This is a genomic window from Streptomyces sp. NPDC091280, assembly GCF_044768565.1.
Taxonomy (GTDB): Bacteria; Actinomycetota; Actinomycetes; order Streptomycetales; family Streptomycetaceae; genus Streptomyces.
In genome coordinates this window covers 226,797-242,447 of sequence record NZ_JBIVUZ010000008.1, presented here as the reverse complement: position 1 = coordinate 242,447, position 15,651 = coordinate 226,797, and the positions used below count along the sequence as shown (strand labels likewise).

The 15,651-nt window shown below is 71.6% G+C and carries 17 protein-coding genes; 6 read left to right on the top strand and 11 right to left on the bottom strand.

What is annotated here, in order from left to right; genetic code table 11:
- Window positions 1-19: 19 nt before the first annotated feature.
- The 4 genes from ACIQPR_RS24900 to ACIQPR_RS24885 all read left to right on the top strand — a co-directional run bounded on the left by ACIQPR_RS24900 (window position 20) and on the right by ACIQPR_RS24885 (window position 4,431).
- Window positions 20-1,021 carry an ABC transporter substrate-binding protein gene (locus tag ACIQPR_RS24900; protein WP_403651986.1) on the top strand — a complete coding sequence of 334 codons (1,002 nt, stop codon included), beginning with the start codon at window positions 20-22 and terminating at the stop codon, window positions 1,019-1,021.
- A gap of 113 nt (window positions 1,022-1,134) precedes the next feature.
- Window positions 1,135-2,580 (top strand): argininosuccinate synthase, encoded by a 1,446-nt coding sequence (argG, locus tag ACIQPR_RS24895; RefSeq protein ID WP_403651984.1) that lies wholly within the window; start codon window positions 1,135-1,137, stop codon window positions 2,578-2,580.
- A 145-nt stretch (window positions 2,581-2,725) separates the two neighbouring features.
- Complete coding sequence (locus ACIQPR_RS24890; RefSeq protein ID WP_403652676.1) at window positions 2,726-3,787, top strand: M20/M25/M40 family metallo-hydrolase; 1,062 nt, start codon at window positions 2,726-2,728, stop codon at window positions 3,785-3,787.
- 110 nt (window positions 3,788-3,897) lie between these two features.
- Entirely contained in the window at window positions 3,898-4,431 is a 534-nt protein-coding gene (locus tag ACIQPR_RS24885; protein WP_403651981.1) for a TerD family protein, read from the top strand.
- Here the strand turns inward: ACIQPR_RS24885 and ACIQPR_RS24880 are convergent.
- Window positions 4,397-5,134: a hypothetical protein gene (locus ACIQPR_RS24880; RefSeq protein WP_403651978.1), complete on the bottom strand. Its 738-nt coding sequence runs from the start codon at window positions 5,132-5,134 to the stop codon at window positions 4,397-4,399. The two genes, ACIQPR_RS24885 and ACIQPR_RS24880, sit on opposite strands and share 35 nt — an antisense overlap.
- A 188-nt stretch (window positions 5,135-5,322) precedes the next feature.
- On the opposite strand from ACIQPR_RS24880, the gene ACIQPR_RS24875 reads away from it, so the two are divergent.
- The gene (locus tag ACIQPR_RS24875) at window positions 5,323-6,459 is read left to right on the top strand and encodes a PP2C family protein-serine/threonine phosphatase (RefSeq protein WP_403651976.1); all 1,137 of its coding nucleotides are present in this window, start codon (window positions 5,323-5,325) and stop codon (window positions 6,457-6,459) included.
- 13 nt (window positions 6,460-6,472) lie between these two features.
- Here ACIQPR_RS24875 and ACIQPR_RS24870 read toward each other — a convergent pair whose 3' ends face one another.
- The 8 genes from ACIQPR_RS24870 to ACIQPR_RS24835 all read right to left on the bottom strand — a co-directional run bounded on the left by ACIQPR_RS24870 (window position 6,473) and on the right by ACIQPR_RS24835 (window position 13,819).
- Window positions 6,473-7,447, bottom strand: a complete 975-nt coding sequence (locus ACIQPR_RS24870) for an MASE1 domain-containing protein (RefSeq protein ID WP_403651973.1) — start codon at window positions 7,445-7,447, stop codon at window positions 6,473-6,475.
- A gap of 48 nt (window positions 7,448-7,495) precedes the next feature.
- Window positions 7,496-8,326, bottom strand: a complete 831-nt coding sequence (locus tag ACIQPR_RS24865) for a PP2C family protein-serine/threonine phosphatase (RefSeq protein WP_403651970.1) — start codon at window positions 8,324-8,326, stop codon at window positions 7,496-7,498.
- 151 nt (window positions 8,327-8,477) lie between these two features.
- Window positions 8,478-8,600 carry a type B 50S ribosomal protein L36 gene (gene ykgO / locus ACIQPR_RS24860; protein ID WP_006130958.1) on the bottom strand — a complete coding sequence of 41 codons (123 nt, stop codon included), beginning with the start codon at window positions 8,598-8,600 and terminating at the stop codon, window positions 8,478-8,480.
- Window positions 8,597-8,845 (bottom strand): type B 50S ribosomal protein L31, encoded by a 249-nt coding sequence (locus ACIQPR_RS24855; protein ID WP_403651966.1) that lies wholly within the window; start codon window positions 8,843-8,845, stop codon window positions 8,597-8,599. Before ACIQPR_RS24855 ends, ykgO begins: the two co-directional genes overlap by 4 nt.
- A 50-nt stretch (window positions 8,846-8,895) precedes the next feature.
- Window positions 8,896-9,060 (bottom strand): 50S ribosomal protein L33, encoded by a 165-nt coding sequence (gene rpmG, locus ACIQPR_RS24850; RefSeq protein WP_019068175.1) that lies wholly within the window; start codon window positions 9,058-9,060, stop codon window positions 8,896-8,898.
- Between the two features lie 95 nt (window positions 9,061-9,155).
- Window positions 9,156-11,039 (bottom strand): Na+/H+ antiporter NhaA, encoded by a 1,884-nt coding sequence (gene nhaA / locus ACIQPR_RS24845; protein ID WP_403651963.1) that lies wholly within the window; start codon window positions 11,037-11,039, stop codon window positions 9,156-9,158.
- A 103-nt stretch (window positions 11,040-11,142) separates the two neighbouring features.
- Window positions 11,143-12,783 (bottom strand): phosphoglucomutase (alpha-D-glucose-1,6-bisphosphate-dependent), encoded by a 1,641-nt coding sequence (pgm, locus tag ACIQPR_RS24840; protein WP_403651960.1) that lies wholly within the window; start codon window positions 12,781-12,783, stop codon window positions 11,143-11,145.
- Window positions 12,784-12,898: 115 nt separating this feature from the next.
- Window positions 12,899-13,819: an SGNH/GDSL hydrolase family protein gene (locus ACIQPR_RS24835; RefSeq protein WP_403651957.1), complete on the bottom strand. Its 921-nt coding sequence runs from the start codon at window positions 13,817-13,819 to the stop codon at window positions 12,899-12,901.
- A gap of 262 nt (window positions 13,820-14,081) precedes the next feature.
- On the opposite strand from ACIQPR_RS24835, the gene ACIQPR_RS24830 reads away from it, so the two are divergent.
- Window positions 14,082-14,756 carry a hypothetical protein gene (locus ACIQPR_RS24830; RefSeq protein ID WP_403651954.1) on the top strand — a complete coding sequence of 225 codons (675 nt, stop codon included), beginning with the start codon at window positions 14,082-14,084 and terminating at the stop codon, window positions 14,754-14,756.
- A gap of 68 nt (window positions 14,757-14,824) precedes the next feature.
- Here the strand turns inward: ACIQPR_RS24830 and ACIQPR_RS24825 are convergent, their stop codons facing one another.
- Window positions 14,825-15,055 (bottom strand): chaplin, encoded by a 231-nt coding sequence (locus tag ACIQPR_RS24825; RefSeq protein ID WP_403651951.1) that lies wholly within the window; start codon window positions 15,053-15,055, stop codon window positions 14,825-14,827.
- A 138-nt stretch (window positions 15,056-15,193) separates the two neighbouring features.
- On the bottom strand, window positions 15,194-15,646 hold the full coding sequence (locus tag ACIQPR_RS24820; protein WP_403651949.1) for a flavodoxin family protein: 453 nt from the start codon (window positions 15,644-15,646) through the stop codon (window positions 15,194-15,196).
- Window positions 15,647-15,651 lie beyond the last annotated feature (5 nt).

Sequence of the window (15,651 nt, the reverse complement as noted above, 5' to 3'; positions counted from 1 at the left end):
GACTCTGGAGGACAGCCTTATGTCGAGCATTCGCATCACGCGCAAGGTACTGGTCGCCGCGGGCACCGTGCTGGTGCTGACCGGCGCCGCCGCCTGTAGTTCGTCGAGCGGCAGCGGCGGTTCGGGGTCGAAGGGGGGTGCCTCCGGGAAGAAGGTCCGGCTGATCACCGGCGTGAAGAGCGACCCCTTCTACATCACGATGACCTGCGCGGCGCAGACCGAGGCCAAGGCCAAGGGCATGGACTTCTCGGCGGACGGTTCGGCGCAGTGGGACGTGTCGGTGCAGCGGCCCCTCCTGGACTCGGTGGCGGCGTCCCGTCCGGACGGGCTGCTGATCTCGCCGGTCGACGTCAGCGCGCTCACCCCGTCGCTGAAGCAGATCCAGTCGGCCGGGACGAAGGTCGGTCTCGTCGACACCACGGTCACCGACCCCTCGATCGGCATCACCCGGATCTCGTCGGACAACGAGAAGGGCGGCCGGGTGGCGGCCGACGCGCTCGCCAAGCTGATGAACGAGAAGGGCTCGGCGATCGTCATCAGCGTCAAGCCGGGTGTCTCCACCACGGACGCGCGCATCAAGGGCTTCACCGAGGAGATGAAGAAGTACCCGAACATCAAGATGCTGCCCACGCTCTACGACAACGACCTGCCGGCCACCGCGGCCTCCCAGATCCAGTCGACCCTGGCGGCCCACCCCGACCTGGGCGGTGTCTTCGCGGGCAACACCAACACCGGTACGGGCATAGCCACCGGTCTCAAGCAGGCGGGCAAGCAGGGCACGGTGAAGGTCGCCGCGTTCGACGCCGAGCCGGACGAGGTCGCCTCGCTCAAGGCGGGCACGCTCCAGGTGCTGGTCGCGCAGGACCCGGCGGCCATCGGCAGGGAGGCCGTGGACCAACTCGCCGCGGCCTTCGAGGGCAAGTCGGTCCAGAAGTCGATCGGCACGAACATGGTCGCCATCACGAAGGCCAACATGAACCAGCCCGAGATCAGCAAGTACTTCTACAAGGCGGGCTGCTGACCCGGTCGGCGAGGCAGGTTCCGCCGGGCACCGCACCGCTTCCGGGGTGCCCGGCGGAACTGCTCCAGCAGGGGGACTTTGCATGACCATGCGCGAGCATGCATAATCTTCCTATGTCTAAGGTCCTCACCTCCCTCCCCACCGGCGAGCGCGTCGGCATCGCCTTCTCGGGCGGACTCGACACCTCGGTCGCGGTCGCCTGGATGCGCGACAAGGGTGCCGTCCCCTGCACCTACACCGCCGACATCGGCCAGTACGACGAGCCCGACATCGCCTCGGTGCCCGGCCGCGCGCAGGCCTACGGCGCCGAGATCGCGCGTCTGGTCGACTGCCGTGCGGCGCTGGTCGAGGAAGGTCTGGCCGCGCTGACCTGCGGGGCGTTCCACATCCGCTCCGGCGGGCGCGCCTATTTCAACACCACCCCGCTGGGCCGTGCCGTCACCGGCACCCTGCTGGTCCGGGCGATGCTGGAGGACGACGTCCAGATCTGGGGCGACGGCTCGACCTTCAAGGGCAACGACATCGAGCGGTTCTACCGCTACGGCCTGCTCGCCAACCCGCATCTGCGGATCTACAAGCCCTGGCTGGACGCGGACTTCGTGACCGAGCTGGGCGGCCGCAAGGAGATGTCGGAGTGGCTGCTCGCGCACGAGCTGCCCTACCGGGACAGCACGGAGAAGGCGTACTCCACCGACGCCAACATCTGGGGCGCCACCCACGAGGCCAAGACGCTGGAGCACCTGGACACGGGCGTGGAGACCGTGGAGCCGATCATGGGCGTCCGGTTCTGGGACCCGTCGGTCGAGATCGCCACCGAGGACGTCACGATCGGCTTCGACCAGGGCCGCCCGGTGACGATCAACGGCAAGGAGTTCGCCTCCCCCGTCGACCTGGTGATGGAGGCCAACGCCATCGGCGGCCGGCACGGCATGGGCATGTCCGACCAGATCGAGAACCGGATCATCGAGGCCAAGAGCCGCGGCATCTACGAGGCGCCCGGCATGGCCCTCCTGCACGCGGCCTACGAGCGCCTTGTGAACGCGATCCACAACGAGGACACCCTCGCCCAGTACCACAACGAGGGCCGGCGCCTGGGCCGCCTGATGTACGAGGGCCGCTGGCTGGACCCGCAGGCCCTGATGGTCCGCGAGTCCCTCCAGCGCTGGGTCGGCTCGGCGGTCACCGGTGAGGTCACCCTGCGGCTGCGGCGCGGCGAGGACTACTCGCTGCTCGACACCACCGGCCCGGCGTTCAGCTACCACCCGGACAAGCTGTCGATGGAGCGCACCGAGGACTCGGCGTTCGGCCCGGTGGACCGGATCGGCCAGCTCACCATGCGCAACCTCGACATCGCCGACTCCCGCGCCAAGCTGGAGCAGTACGCGGGCCTCGGTCTGATCGGCGCCGGCAACACCGCGATCGGCGCCGCGCAGGCCGCCGCGACCGGCCTCATCGGCAGCATGCCGGAGGGCGGCGCCGAGGCCATCGCCTCCCGGGGCGAGGTCGACGAGGACGACGCGCTGCTGGACCGCGCCGCGATGGAGTCCGGCACGGACTGACCGAACTCCGGTTGTCCGCAAGGCCGTTGGGCCGGTTCGACGGGTTCGCCGTCGGACCGGCCCTTCGTCCGTCCGATCGTGGACGGGACCCGCGTACCCTTCCCTGGTGACCACAAGCGAGACGGTCGACCCGAATGTCGACGCGATGATCGAAGACCTGCGGACCCTCGTCGAGGTCGAGTCCCCCTCCCGGGTCCTGGAGGCGCTGCGGAGATCGGCCGAGACCGTCGCCGCCGTCATCGAGGCCCGGCTCGGCGGGCGGGCCGTGCTCGTCGACAGCGAGGGCGGGCCGCATGTCCACTGGTCCGGCGGTGGCACCCCGCGCGTGCTGGTCCTCGGTCACCACGACACCGTGTTCCCGCTCGGCACACTCGCCCGCCGCCCCTTCCGGGTCGAGCACGGTCGGGCGACCGGACCCGGTGTCTTCGACATGCTCGGCGGTCTGGTGCAGGCGATCCACGGGCTGGCGTCGCTGGACGACCGGTCGGGCGTCGAGATCCTGGTGACGGCCGACGAGGAGGTCGGCTCCCACTTCTCCCGGGCCCTCATCGAGGAACGCGCCCTCGCCTGCGGTGCCGTGCTGGTGGCCGAGGGTGCCGCCGACGGCGGGGGCGTGAAGACCGGCCGCAAGGGCTGCGGCACCTTCGAGGTGTCGGTCACGGGCCGGGCCTCGCACGCCGGCCTTGAGCCCGCCGCCGGGGTGAACGCGCTGGTCGAGGCGGCCCACCAGGTGCTGGCCATCGCGGAGTTGGGGCGGCCCGAGATCGGTACGACGGTCACCCCGACCGTCGCTTCGGCGGGCACGCTGGACAACGTCGTACCGGCGGCGGCGACCGTCGTCGTGGACGTCCGCGTCGAGTCGGCCGGGGAGACACGGCGCGTCGAGTCCGCGTTCGCGGCGCTGACCCCGCGTCTCGCCGAGGCCGTGATCACCGTACGGGGAGGGGTCGGCAGGCCGCCGATGCCCGAGTCGGCGTCGGCCGGACTGTTCGCGGTGGCCCGGCGGCTGCTGCCCGGTCTCGAAGGCAGAGCGGTCGGCGGTGGCAGCGACGGCAACTTCACGGCCGCGCTCGGCGTGCCCACGCTCGACGGACTGGGTGCGGTCGGGGGCGGCGCGCACGCCGACCACGAGTACCTGGAGGTCGCGTCGATGGTGGAGCGGGCGCGGCTCGTCGCCGGACTGGTGGACGCGATCCGCCGTGCTTGATCCCGGGCATGTCAGAACCGCCCGGACGGCATCAACCGACCCCCGAAGAGCCATACTTGACCATACGGGGGATCGTCCCGTCCTGGTCTGAATCGGGAGAGCGGCATCCGGTGAGCAGCATCAGCAAGGTGGCGGGCAAGATCGAGGTACGGCTCCGCTGGGATCCCAGCCCCTGGGGCAGCCGACCGTGCCGACTGGACATCGTCGCGGCGACCTACACGGCCGCCGCCCCGCACGGACGACCGGTCTACGTCGTCAACTCCGAGACCCGCGCGCCGGACGGCACCATCAACATGAGCCGGCACAGCGAGACCGGTCAGGGCTACGGCGACATCGAGGTGATGGTGCTGGAACTCGACCGCCTGGCCCCGACCTTCGGGCGGGTGGTGGTGGGGGTGGCGATCCATCAGAACGGCGGGACGCGCACCTTCGGCGATCTCTCGCACGCCAGGACGCAGATCGTGGAGGGGTACAAGGAGCTGCTGTCGGACGACTTCTCCACGCTGGGCGCATCCACCGCGGCGACGGTCGGCGAGTTCACCAAGGACGCCTCCGGTGACTGGGAGTTCCGCCCGATGGTGCGCGGGTTCGACAGCGAGCCGGTGGGCTTCAGCGCGGAGATGGGCAGCGTGCCTCAGGCCTGACCGGCCGGTCCGCCTTGATGTGCGGGAGCAGTGTGCCGACGGCCGAACGCTTCTGACGCTTCTGACGCACTTCGTGGACCACGCCCAGGACGATGGCGGCGGCCACCGCGACGAGATGCTCGCGGCCCGCCAGGTTGGGCTTCACGATCGACTCCCACACCATCGACCCGCCGGTGAGGAAGAAGACGATGGGCGCGCGCCGGACGACGGAGAGATAGGTGAAGAGTCCTACGACCGCTGCGGACGGCCCGGTGTCGAGGATGTGCCCGATCTCGGGCTTCAGCCCGATCCCCCCGCAGCCGGGCCCGATCAGGAGCATGACGCGCACCGTGAGGGTCCCCGCCAGGGTGGTCGCGTAGGCGACGACCAGGGTGCGGACCCGGCCGAGCGCCAGCTCGGCGAGCGCGAACGCCAGGAACAGCTGGGTGATGCCGGCCCACACGGGCAGGTCGAGGGCCGGCACGTACAGCGATATGGGGGTGCGCAGCAGGGCGAGCCACAGGGGCAGGTCGCCCTGGACACCGCCGAGGTGCCGGACGATCGAGGCGCCGCCCGGCCGCTGCGCCAGCGCGTGGAAGAAGATGACGCCGAAGGCGGCGACGAACGCCAGGGACATGCCCGGCAGTCCGCGCCGCAGCAGCTGTCGTACGGGATCGACGACGATGCCCTGCCATTCACCCCGCAGTGTGCGCCAGATGAACACGCTCTCCCCACTCCCCCACCCTCGGACGAACACACGGATCGGAATCTAGCCCCCTGACGGGGTCAGGCGCGTCCCGGGTGCGGGCCGGAGTGGTGGTGCGGCTCGCGTACGGTACACATGGGGCTGATATTGAAGAGTGGGAAGTGTTCCCGACGGTTGGCCGACGAGGGCAGGCAGTGGGAGGGCCGGTGCGTATCTCTGGAGATCCGGCCGCTTCCGTCTCGGTAGACGCCGGACAGCGGTCCACGCCTCCGCTCAGCTGGGCCGTGGTGGTGTTCTGGCTGGTCAGCAGCACGGCGCTGGTGGCCCTGACCGGTATCGCGCTGGGCCGCGACACCCGGCCGGCACCCTTTCTGGTGGTCCTGCCGGCGCTGATCGCGGGGCGCGGCACTGTGCGTCAGACCACGGTGGCGTCCGTGTGGGTGACGATCGTCATCGCCGGTTCCCTCTTCGACAGCCCGTTGCGCACGGTCGGCGCGGACGCGGCGGTCATCGCCTTCGCTCTGGTGTTCAACGGTCTCAGCGTGGCGCGGGCGGCGCAGCGGATCCGCTGGGAGGGCGAGATCGCCCGGCTGCGCTCGGCGGCGGCTGCCCTGCAACGGCAGATCCTGCGCCCGTTCCCCCTGATGACCGACCAGTTGCTGGTCCACGGCCTGTACCGGCCGGTGGAGGAGGACAGCCGGGTGGGCGGTGACGTCTACGAGGTCGTCGCCTCCCCCTACGGCACCCGGGTCTTCATCGCCGACGTGCAGGGCAAGGGCCTCCAGGCGATCAGCGCCGCCTTCGCGGTGCTGAGCGCCTTCCGCGAGGCGGCGGTGGCCGAGCCCACGCTCACGGCCGTGGTGGACGCCCTGGAGGAGGCGGTGCTGCGGCACAACTCCTTCGCGGCCCAGACCGGTGAGCGGGAGCGGTTCGTGACGGCGATCGTCCTGGGCATCGACGGCGAGCAGGAGGTCCAGGCGATCAACTGCGGTCATGTGGCGCCGCTGCTGCTGCGCGCGGAGCGGGCCGCCCCGGTACTGCGGCAGGAGCCGTGCGTGCCGCTGGGCCTGGACGCGCTGGCGCCCGAGCCCCGTACCGTCGAGTGGTTCGCGTTCCCCGCCGACGGGACGCTCCTGCTCTGCACGGACGGCGTGACCGAGGCACGTGATCCGTCCGGCGCGTTCTACCCCCTTGAGGAGCGGGCCGCGGCTTGGGGCGATGTCCTCCCGAAGGACGTTCCGGCCACGCTCTACGGCGATCTGCGCCGCCATACGGCGGGTACGCCCCGCGACGACACCGCGCTGCTGGTGCTGCGCCGCAGGGGCGACGCCCGGCTCCCCTGACGGGTCCGGAGGGTCAGGGCCGGCCGCCCTGGCGGGGGTCGCCCGCGGTGAGGTGTTCCAGGACCTCGGCCAGTTCCTGGCAGGCCTGTTCCACCGAGAGTCTGGTGTTGCGCTGCTCGGTGATGACGGAGGAGAGCAGCAGGGCGGTGAGGGCCATCGTGCCGTTGAATGCCTGGAGTTTCATCATCACCTCGACATGCGTGAGGTCGGCGAAGGGGCCCGACTGCCGGGTCGCCGCGATGGTGGCCATGACGGAGGCGAACAGGGCGCACAGCATGCTGCCCGCGAACCGGAACCGCAGCGCGGCCCAGATCAGCAGGGGGTAGACCAGGAACAGCATGCTGACGTGGCTGTGGGTGACCAGGGGGACGACGACGGCGACGGTGGCGGCCAGCGGCAGGGCCTCCTTCCAGCGGCGCAGCTCCAGCGGGAGGCGGACCGTGCGCAGCATGAGCAGCAGCGGGGTGACGATGAGCACGCCCATCGCGTCGCCCACCCACCAGCCCAGCCAGACCGGCCAGAAGGAGTGCGAGCCGAGCTTGTCGGTGGCGACGAGCAGGCCGACCGCGCAGGTCGCGCTGATCAGCATGGCGGTCAAGGCGCCCAGGAAGACGAGGGCGAGGCCGTCGCGGAGTCTGCCGAGGTCGGTGCGGAAACCCACCCGGCGCAGCATCAGACAGGCGCAGACGGGCGCCAGGGTGTTGCCGGCGAGGACGACGAGCGCGGTCGGCTGGAGCGAGGTGAGGGACATGACCACGAACAGGATGCCGAGGGCGATGCCGGGCCAGACCCGCAGCCCGAAGATCAGCAGGGCGGCCACCGCTACGCCGGTGGGAGGGTAGATCGGGGTGAAGACGGCGCCGTCGACCACCAGCTCGCGGAGCAGGCCGAGCCGTCCCGCCGCGAAGTAGCAGCCCGCGACGGCCAGCGTCAGGAGGGCGTACCCGGCCGGTCGCCGCAGATCATCGAAACCCACCACAGCTGCCATCAGACACCGACCCCGCCGTGTCGGCGAGGCGAGCGACGCGGGGGCGGCCTACGACCCGGTCCCGGGCGCGTCGTGTCCCACGACCAGGACGGCCGCGTCGTCCTCGTGTCCCACCCGCTCGGCGCCCTTGATCACGGCGGCGGCGAGCGAGCCCGCCTCCATGCCCGCGACGGCGGCGATCCCTGCGAGGCGCATCACCTGGTCGAGGCCTTCGTCGACGCTCATCGAGGGGCCCTCGACCACTCCGTCGGTCACCAGGACGAAGACTCCGCCGGCGGTGAGCCGGTGCTCGCTGACCGGGTAGCGCTGTCCGGCGACGATGCCGAGCGGCGGTCCGCCCTCGTCGTCGGCGATGCCGCACCGGCCGTCCGCGGTGGCCCAGACGGAGGGTATGTGTCCGGCCCGGGCGCTCTCCAGCACTCCGGTGGCCGGGTCGAGCCGGACGAAGGTGCAGGTCGCGAAGAGTTCGGTGCCGAGGGAGAGGAGCAGGTCGTTGGTGAGGGCGAGGAGTTCGCCGGGCTCGCTGGTGACGGAGGCGAGGGCGCGCAGGCCGACCCGGACCTGGCCCATGAACGCGGCGGCCTCGATGTTGTGGCCCTGGACGTCTCCGATGGACAGGCCTATGCGCCCGTCGGGCATGGTGAAGGCGTCGTACCAGTCGCCGCCCACGTTCAGGCCGTGGTTGGCGGGCGAGTACTTCACCGCCAGGTGGAAGCGGGGGGTGACAGGCATGTCCCCGGGCAGCATGCCTCGCTGGAGCGCGACGGCCAGCTGGAGCAGGGAGCGCTGGAGCTCCGCCCGCTCGCGTGCCTGGGCGGTCAGCGTCCCGAGCCTGGCCAGCAGCTCGTCGCCGTCGTCCGTGGGGCGCTTCCGGGACATCGACCACTCCAAAGGGTTTGGTGCCGCTATAAGCATAAAGAACCGATTTGCCTACCTCCGGGGCGCGATGGATCAGGACGGGCGGTGACGGCACGACAACGGCCCGGCCACCGCCGTGGCGGGGCCGGGCCGATGGGCCGTGTGCGCCGGGTCAGCCCTGGCGGGCCTTGAAGCGCGGGTCCTTCTTGTTGATGACGAACGTCACACCGCGGCGGCGGACCACCTGCGCGCCGGGCTTGGCCTTCAGCGAGCGCAGGGACTTGCGGACCTTCATGACGTCCTCCCGTAGCGGCGCTCGAAGCGCTCCACGCGGCCGGCGGTGTCCACGACCCGCGTGTTGCCGGTGTAGAAGGGGTGGCTGGCCGACGAGATCTCCACGTCGATCAGCGGGTAGGTGTTCCCGTCCGCCCACTCGATCGTGCGCGCCGAGCGCGCGGTCGAGGTGGTCAGGAACGCGGTGTCCGCCGCGAGGTCGCGGAAGACGACGGGACGGGACACGGGGTGGATGCCGGACCTCATGGTGTTTCCTTCCTCAGGCCGCCCCTGGAGGGACGGCCGCTGTGCGGGGTTCAACGCTGTTCGCGGAATTCGACGTGCTCGCCCGCGACCGGGTCGTACTTGCGCAGGACCAGCCGGTCGGGGTCGTTGCGCCGGTTCTTGCGGGTCACGTAGGTGACGCCGGTCCCGGCCGTCGACCTGAGGGTGACGACGGGACGGTTCGTGGTGCGTGCCATGAGGACCTCCTTCCGCCCACATCCCGGGTTTTTTGTCCCGAGCATGTCAGCTACATGCGTTCCAACACCGGCACCCCCCGGCGCATTCCCGCCCCCTAGACCCGTACCGCGGCCCTCTCCCTGGCCGCCCGTACGGCCTGGGAGAGGCCGTCGATGTCGTAGGCGCCGTAGTGGCGGCGGCCGTTCACGAAGAAGGTGGGGGTGCCCGCGACCCCGCTGAGATCGGCCGACTCCACGTCCTCGGCGACATGGCCCGTCCCGGCGTGCGCCCGCATGTCGCGTTCGAAGCGGGCGGTGTCCAGGCCGATCCGTTCGGCGTAGCCCAGCAGGTCCTTCAGGCGCAGGGCGCCCTGGTGGCTCAGCAGCAGGTCGTGCATGTCCCAGTAGCCGCCCTGGAGGGCGGCGGCCTCGGCCGCCTCGGCGGCGAGCTGGGCGTGCGGATGGACGTCGGTGAGCGGGAGGTGCCGCCACACGTACCGCACCTCGTCCCCGAAGTCGCCGAGCAGCTCACGCACGACCGGCTCGGCCTGGCCGCAGTACGGGCACTCGTAGTCGCCGTACTCCACAACGGTCACCGGGGCGTGGCGCGGGCCGCGCAGGTGGTCGCGGTCGGGGTCGACCGGGACGGACAGGTCGACGATGGTCTCCGCCCGGCCGAACAGCACCCGGGGCCGGATCTGCGGCGGCAGCAGTCCGATCACCCCGGTGACCAGCCGGGACACCAGGAACGAGCCGACGACGGCGCTGAGGATGCCCGTCTTCGCGTCCTCCAGGGTGGTCCCGTCGAAGGCGAGCGTCGCGATGAGCAGGGAGACAGTGAAGCCGACGCCCGCCAGGGTGCCGCCCGTGGTCACGGCGCCCCAGCCGACCGGCGGCCGGACCCGGCCGCGCGACAGGAGGCCGGTCAGCGCCGTCGAGGCGACGATGCCCAGCGGTTTGCCCACGACGTATCCGACGAGGATGCCCAGCCCGACCGGCGAGGTGAAGGCTCTCGCCAGCTGCTCCCCGCTGAGCTGCAATCCCGCGTTGGCCAGCGCGAACAGCGGGACCACGACATAGCTCGCCCACGGGTGGTACATGCGCTGGAGCCGGTCGTTCGGGGAGATGGACGCGGCGATACCGGCCCGTACGTCGCGTTCGAGTTCGGGGGTGGGCTGCTCGCGGAAGAGGCGGAACAGTCCGGTGGCGCGCTCCAGGTCGTCGCGCCCGGCCGGGTAGGCGTAGGTGATCAGCCCCATGGCGAGGCCGATGACGACGGGGTCCACGCCCGATTCGAGCAGCGCGACCCAGGCGACGACCCCGAGCAGCGCGTACACCGGGCCCCGGCGCACCCCGGACCGCCGCAGCGCCAGGACGACGGCGAACGTGCCCACGGCGACCAGGAGCGCCGGCAGCGCGATGCGGTCGCTGTAGAAGACGGCGATCACCACGAGCGCCAGGAAGTCGTCGACGACGGTGATCGTGAGGAGGAAGACCCGCAGTCCGGGCGGCATGCCCCGGCCGACGACGGCGAGCATGCCGAGCGCGAACGCGGTGTCGGTGGACATCGCCGCGCCCCAGCCGCCCGCCGTTCCGTGGCCGGCGTTGATCGCCAGGTAGATGCCGACCGGCACGAGCATGCCGCTCAGGCCCGCGACCAGCGGCAGCGCCAGCCGCTTGCGTTCGCGCAGCTCGCCCATGTCGAACTCGCGGCGCGCCTCCAGGCCGACGACGAGGAAGAACAGGGTCATCAGCCCGCTGTTGACCCACTCCCGCAGACCGAGGGAGACCCCGTGCGAGCCGACCCGTACGGAGAGGTCGGTGTGCCAGAACGACTCGTAGGCCGAGGGGGTGGCATTGGCCCAGACGAGGGCGACCAACGCCGCCGCCACCAGGACGGCGGCGCTTCCGGTCTCGGTCCGCAGGAAGTCGCGCAGCGGGGTGCGGGCCTCGTCGCCGCACGACGTCTGCCCCGTGTAGTCGGTGGCTTCGAGGGACATACGGGGTTCAACTCCACCTGGCGTCGTGACTCACGTGTCGGCCCAACACCGGCCGCCCCACCGTTCATTCCGGTCACGGGCGACGGCACGGCCGACCAGGCGGTCAGCCGTCCAGCGCCGCCCCGACCACGGCCCTGGCCTCCTCCTGCACCTGGCCGAGGTGGTCGGGCCCGAGGAAGGACTCGGCGTAGATCTTGTACACATCCTCGGTGCCGGAGGGCCGGGCCGCGAACCAGGCGTTGGCGGTGGTCACCTTGATGCCGCCGAGGGCCGCGCCGTTGCCGGGTGCCTCGGTCAGCACGCCGGTGACCGGCTCACCGGCCAGGGTGTCGGCGGTGACCTGCGCGGGCGAGAGCTTGGCGAGCAGCGCCTTCTCCTCGCGCGAGGCGGGGGCGTCGATGCGGGCGTAGGCCGGGGTGCCGAAGCGGTCGGTGAGGGCCGCGTAGTGCTGCGAGGGCGTCTTCCCGGTGACGGCGGTGATCTCGCCGGCGAGCAGCGCCAGGATGATGCCGTCCTTGTCGGTGGTCCACACGGAGCCGTCCCGGCGCAGGAAGGACGCGCCGGCCGACTCCTCGCCGCCGAAGCCGAGCGAGCCGTCGACCAGTCCGTCCACGAACCACTTGAAGCCGACGGGCACCTCGACGAGCCGGCGTCCGAGGTCGGCGGCGACCCGGTCGATCATCGACGAGGACACCAGCGTCTTGCCCACCCCGGCGTCCGCGGGCCACCGCTCGCGGTGGGCGTAGAGGTACGAGATGGCCACGGCCAGGTAGTGGTTGGGGTTCATCAGACCGGCGTCGGGGGTGACGATGCCGTGCCGGTCCGAGTCGGCGTCGTTGCCGGTGGCGATGTCGAACCGGTCGCGCTGGGCGATCAGCGAGGCCATCGCGTACGGCGACGAGCAGTCCATGCGGATCTTGCCGTCCCAGTCCAGCGTCATGAACCGCCAGGTCGGGTCCGTGAGCGGGTTGACCACGGTCAGGTCGAGCCGGTGCTCCTCGGCGATCCGGCCCCAGTAGGCGACGGACGCCCCGCCCAGCGGGTCGGCGCCGATCCGCACCCCGGCGGTCCGGATCGCGTCCAGGTCGAGGACGTTCGGCAGGTCGGCGACATAGCTGCCGAGGAAGTCGTGGCGGCCCGTGCCGGGCGCGGCCAGGGCCCGCGTGTACGGGATGCGGCGCACGTCCTTCATGCCGCCCGCGATGATCTCGTTGGCGCGGTCCTGGATCCACGAGGTGATCTCGGAACCGGCCGGTCCGCCGTTCGGCGGGTTGTACTTGAAGCCGCCGTCCGCGGGCGGGTTGTGCGAGGGGGTGACCACCACCCCGTCGGCGAGGCCCGAGGTCCGGCCGCGGTTGTGGGTGAGGATCGCGTGGGACACCGCCGGGGTGGGCGTGTAGCCGTCCGCGCTGTCGATGAGGACGGTGACCTCGTTGGCCGCGAACACCTCCAGCGCGGTGACGGTCGCGGGCGCGGACAGCGCGTGGGTGTCCGCGCCGAGGAAGAGCGGGCCGTCGGTGCCCCGGCCCGCCCGGTACTCGCAGATCGCCTGGCTGGTGGCGGCGATGTGGTCCTCGTTGAACGCGGTGTTCAGGGACGACCCGCGGTGCCCGGAGGTGCCGAACGCGACGCGCTGCCCCGGCTCGGCGGGGTCCGGGTGCAGCGCGTAGTAAGCGGTGACCAGTCGGGCCACGTCTACGAGATCCTCGGCACGGGCCTGTTCGCCCGCTCGCTCGTGTGGCATCTGACCGCTCCTCCGCATCGACCGACTTCGCGTACGGCCCCATCTTTCCTCGTCAGGGGCGCGTTTCGCGAGTACACCACCTGGGCCTGTGGAAAACCGGGGCCGCCGCTGTCCGTCAGTGGCGGTGGCGCCGCTCCAGCTGCTTGAGGACCGCGCCCGCCATCGCCGCCTCGCCCTTGGCGTTGGGGTGCGCCGGAGCCGCCGGTGAGGCGGGCTGCAAGGGTTCGATCCAGCGGTCGGCGGGGGCCTTGCACATGTCGTGGCCGACGGTCGGGCCGTAAGTGTCCACGTACTCCGCGCCGTTGAGCGCGGCCACCACGCGGAGCATCAGGTTGAGGTGCTTGTCGACGTCCCGCAGATACGGGAAGTCCTTGGTGGCGAACGGCACTTGCGGGTAGCAGCCGCTGCCGTCGTCGGGCAGCAGGTCCGGGTAGCCGACGACCAGCACGCGCGCGTGCGGTGCCTTCTTGTGGATGGTCCGCAGCACCTTGGCCACCTTGGGCGCGGTGTCGAGGGTGGCGAGCGCCAACTGGTCGGTGCCCGTGGAGTTGTAGTAGCGCTGGCACGGGTTGCCCGTCAGGTCCGTGGCGCTGAGCTTGGCGCAGGTGGCGATGATGGAGGCGTACCCGATGTCGTTGCCACCGATCTGGAGGGTCACCAGGTCCGTGTCCCGCTGCACGGCGTCGAGTTGGGGCGGGTTGGTGCCCTGGGCCTGCCACATCTGGTCGGTCTTCGCGCCCGCGCAGCTCACGTCGGTCAGGACGGTACCTCTCTGGTCGGCCGTCACCACCGAGGGGTAGTTCTGGTCGGAGCGGGCGCAGTTGGCGTCCACCTGGGTCGGTATGTACGGGCCCGACGTGTAGGAGTCCCCGAGCGACACGTACCGCGTGGTGCGGTCGTGGCCGGGGCCCCGGTCGTGTGCCGCGGCGGGTGCCGCCGACGCGACGACGAGGGCGCAGCCGCTGACCGCCGCCGCGACCGCCGCGGCCCTGCCGCGGTGGTGCGCCGTCGCGGCCGGATGCGTCTCACGGTTCATGGAGTCCTCCCCCAGGTAGGAGACGGCGCGGCGGGCGGCCCGACGTGGTCGTCTCTCAATCCACTGGCTTGTATACCGGGCGGTAAGTCCCGGGGGCCAGAGGTCGGGAGGGAGGAGTTCACCGCCCCCGGGGGCAGGAGCGCGTCGAAATGGTTCGGCCGCTTCGGTGGCCGGTTCGCGGTCGGCGCGCACATGGACCGCCTCCCCCGGGTATCAGTACCGCAGGCGCCAACGCGCTTGGGGGTGGGGGGAGTTGGCCCTGTTGACGCAGAGGTTGTGGAGGAATCGGAAGCGCGCGTCACGCCGTTCGCTACGGCGCGAGACGATCCGCGCGCTGCGCGCCCAGGGACGCTACGGCCCCGGACTGCCCGAGGTGCTGCCCGCGCTGGTGGCGGTGGCCGCCGTCGTGTGCGGGATCGTGGCCGGCCTCGCCGTGGCGTACCGCGCCCTCGGCACCGGCGCGCTCGTCGGGGGCCTGGCGCTGATCGGTGTGGTCGTCGGGGCGGCGGTCGTGCACCACCGGCCGCTGGCCCGTCGCCGCCTGGGCTTCTACACGCCCGAGGAGATCGCCGACCTGGATGTGGAGGGGCTCGCGCTGGCCGTCTCGCGGATGCTGCGCCGGGACGGCTGGCGGGCGCTCGCCCGCTCCGACCCGATGGGCCGCACCCGGGTGCACGCGCGCGACCGGCGCGGTCGCCGGCTGGAGGTGGCCTTCCGGCCGGTCGCCGAACCGCTGCCCGACGAGGAGGCCCCCACGCGCTCCGGGCGCACGGCCGGTTCCGGGCCGCATCTGCGGCTCGTCGTCCACCGGGGGACCTTCAGCGGACGCGATGTGCAGTGGGCACGCCGTCAGGGCGGCGTCCAGCTCATCGACGGCGCGCGACTACGGCGCTGGGCCCACGGCACCCCGCTGCACCGGCTGACCGACGTGCCCTGACGTACGCCCCCGACCGCACGGAACGAGCCGTGGGCGCGGGGCCCACGGCTCGTCCACGGCACGGCTCGTCAGCCCTGGCAGTGGTTGCCCACGGCCGGGTTCAGCAGCCCGATCACGTTGATCGTGTTGCCGCACAGGTTGAGGTCCAGGTCCACGGGGATCTGGATGACGTTTCCGGAGAGCACGCCCGGGCTGCCGACGGCGGTACCCACGGGGTCGGGGTCCGCGCTCGCCGTACCGGCAGCCAGCAGCAACGCCGCACCAGCCAGACCCGCCACGGCCGTCAGACGCTTCCTCATGAAGAACTCCTGTCACTCGGAGGGGCATGTCCCTCCACGCTGAGGGTGCTCCGGGGGGTCCCGACACTCTTCGACGGCCGAACGGGTGGCGCCCGCCCCTCATGCCGCCCCTTCCGGCCACCCCCTCCGGCCGACCGCTCAGGCCGTCAGTCCGGCGGCGACCGTCGCCCCGAGTTCCCAGCAGGCCTCGATGCCCGCCCTGTCGGGCTCGCCGGTGAGCGTCACCGGCTCCGCCACCCGCCGCCAGCCCAGTCCGGTGGTGATCGCCTCGATACCCCGCACGGCTCCGGTCACGTCGTTCCCGCCGTGCACGTAGTACCCGAAGGGCCGGCCGCGCGTCTGGTCCAGGCACGGGTAGTAGACCTGGTCGAAGAAGTGCTTGAGGGCACCGGACATGTACCCGAGGTTCGCGGGCGTGCCCAGCACAAACCCGTCGGCGGCCAGCACGTCCGACACGGTCGCGGACAGGGCGGCACGGCGTACGACCCGGACGTCCTCGATCTCCGGGGTCGTCGCTCCGGAGACGACGGCCTCGAACATCGACTGGCAGTTGGGCGACGGGGTGTGATGGACGATCAGCAGGGTGGGCATGGGGC

Coding starts and splice junctions, on each gene's coding strand:
- argG (WP_403651984.1), top strand. CDS start 1,135: ATGTCTAAGGTCCTCACCTCCCTCCCCACCGGCGAGCGCGTCGGCATC.
- ACIQPR_RS24835 (WP_403651957.1), bottom strand. CDS start 13,819: ATGAACCGTGAGACGCATCCGGCCGCGACGGCGCACCACCGCGGCAGG.
- pgm (WP_403651960.1), bottom strand. CDS start 12,783: ATGCCACACGAGCGAGCGGGCGAACAGGCCCGTGCCGAGGATCTCGTA.
- ACIQPR_RS24865 (WP_403651970.1), bottom strand. CDS start 8,326: ATGTCCCGGAAGCGCCCCACGGACGACGGCGACGAGCTGCTGGCCAGG.
- ACIQPR_RS24890 (WP_403652676.1), top strand. CDS start 2,726: ATGATCGAAGACCTGCGGACCCTCGTCGAGGTCGAGTCCCCCTCCCGG.
- nhaA (WP_403651963.1), bottom strand. CDS start 11,039: ATGTCCCTCGAAGCCACCGACTACACGGGGCAGACGTCGTGCGGCGAC.
- ACIQPR_RS24855 (WP_403651966.1), bottom strand. CDS start 8,845: ATGAGGTCCGGCATCCACCCCGTGTCCCGTCCCGTCGTCTTCCGCGAC.
- rpmG (WP_019068175.1), bottom strand. CDS start 9,060: ATGGCACGCACCACGAACCGTCCCGTCGTCACCCTCAGGTCGACGGCC.
- ACIQPR_RS24820 (WP_403651949.1), bottom strand. CDS start 15,646: ATGCCCACCCTGCTGATCGTCCATCACACCCCGTCGCCCAACTGCCAG.
- ACIQPR_RS24870 (WP_403651973.1), bottom strand. CDS start 7,447: ATGGCAGCTGTGGTGGGTTTCGATGATCTGCGGCGACCGGCCGGGTAC.
- ACIQPR_RS24900 (WP_403651986.1), top strand. CDS start 20: ATGTCGAGCATTCGCATCACGCGCAAGGTACTGGTCGCCGCGGGCACC.
- ACIQPR_RS24825 (WP_403651951.1), bottom strand. CDS start 15,055: ATGAGGAAGCGTCTGACGGCCGTGGCGGGTCTGGCTGGTGCGGCGTTG.
- ykgO (WP_006130958.1), bottom strand. CDS start 8,600: ATGAAGGTCCGCAAGTCCCTGCGCTCGCTGAAGGCCAAGCCCGGCGCG.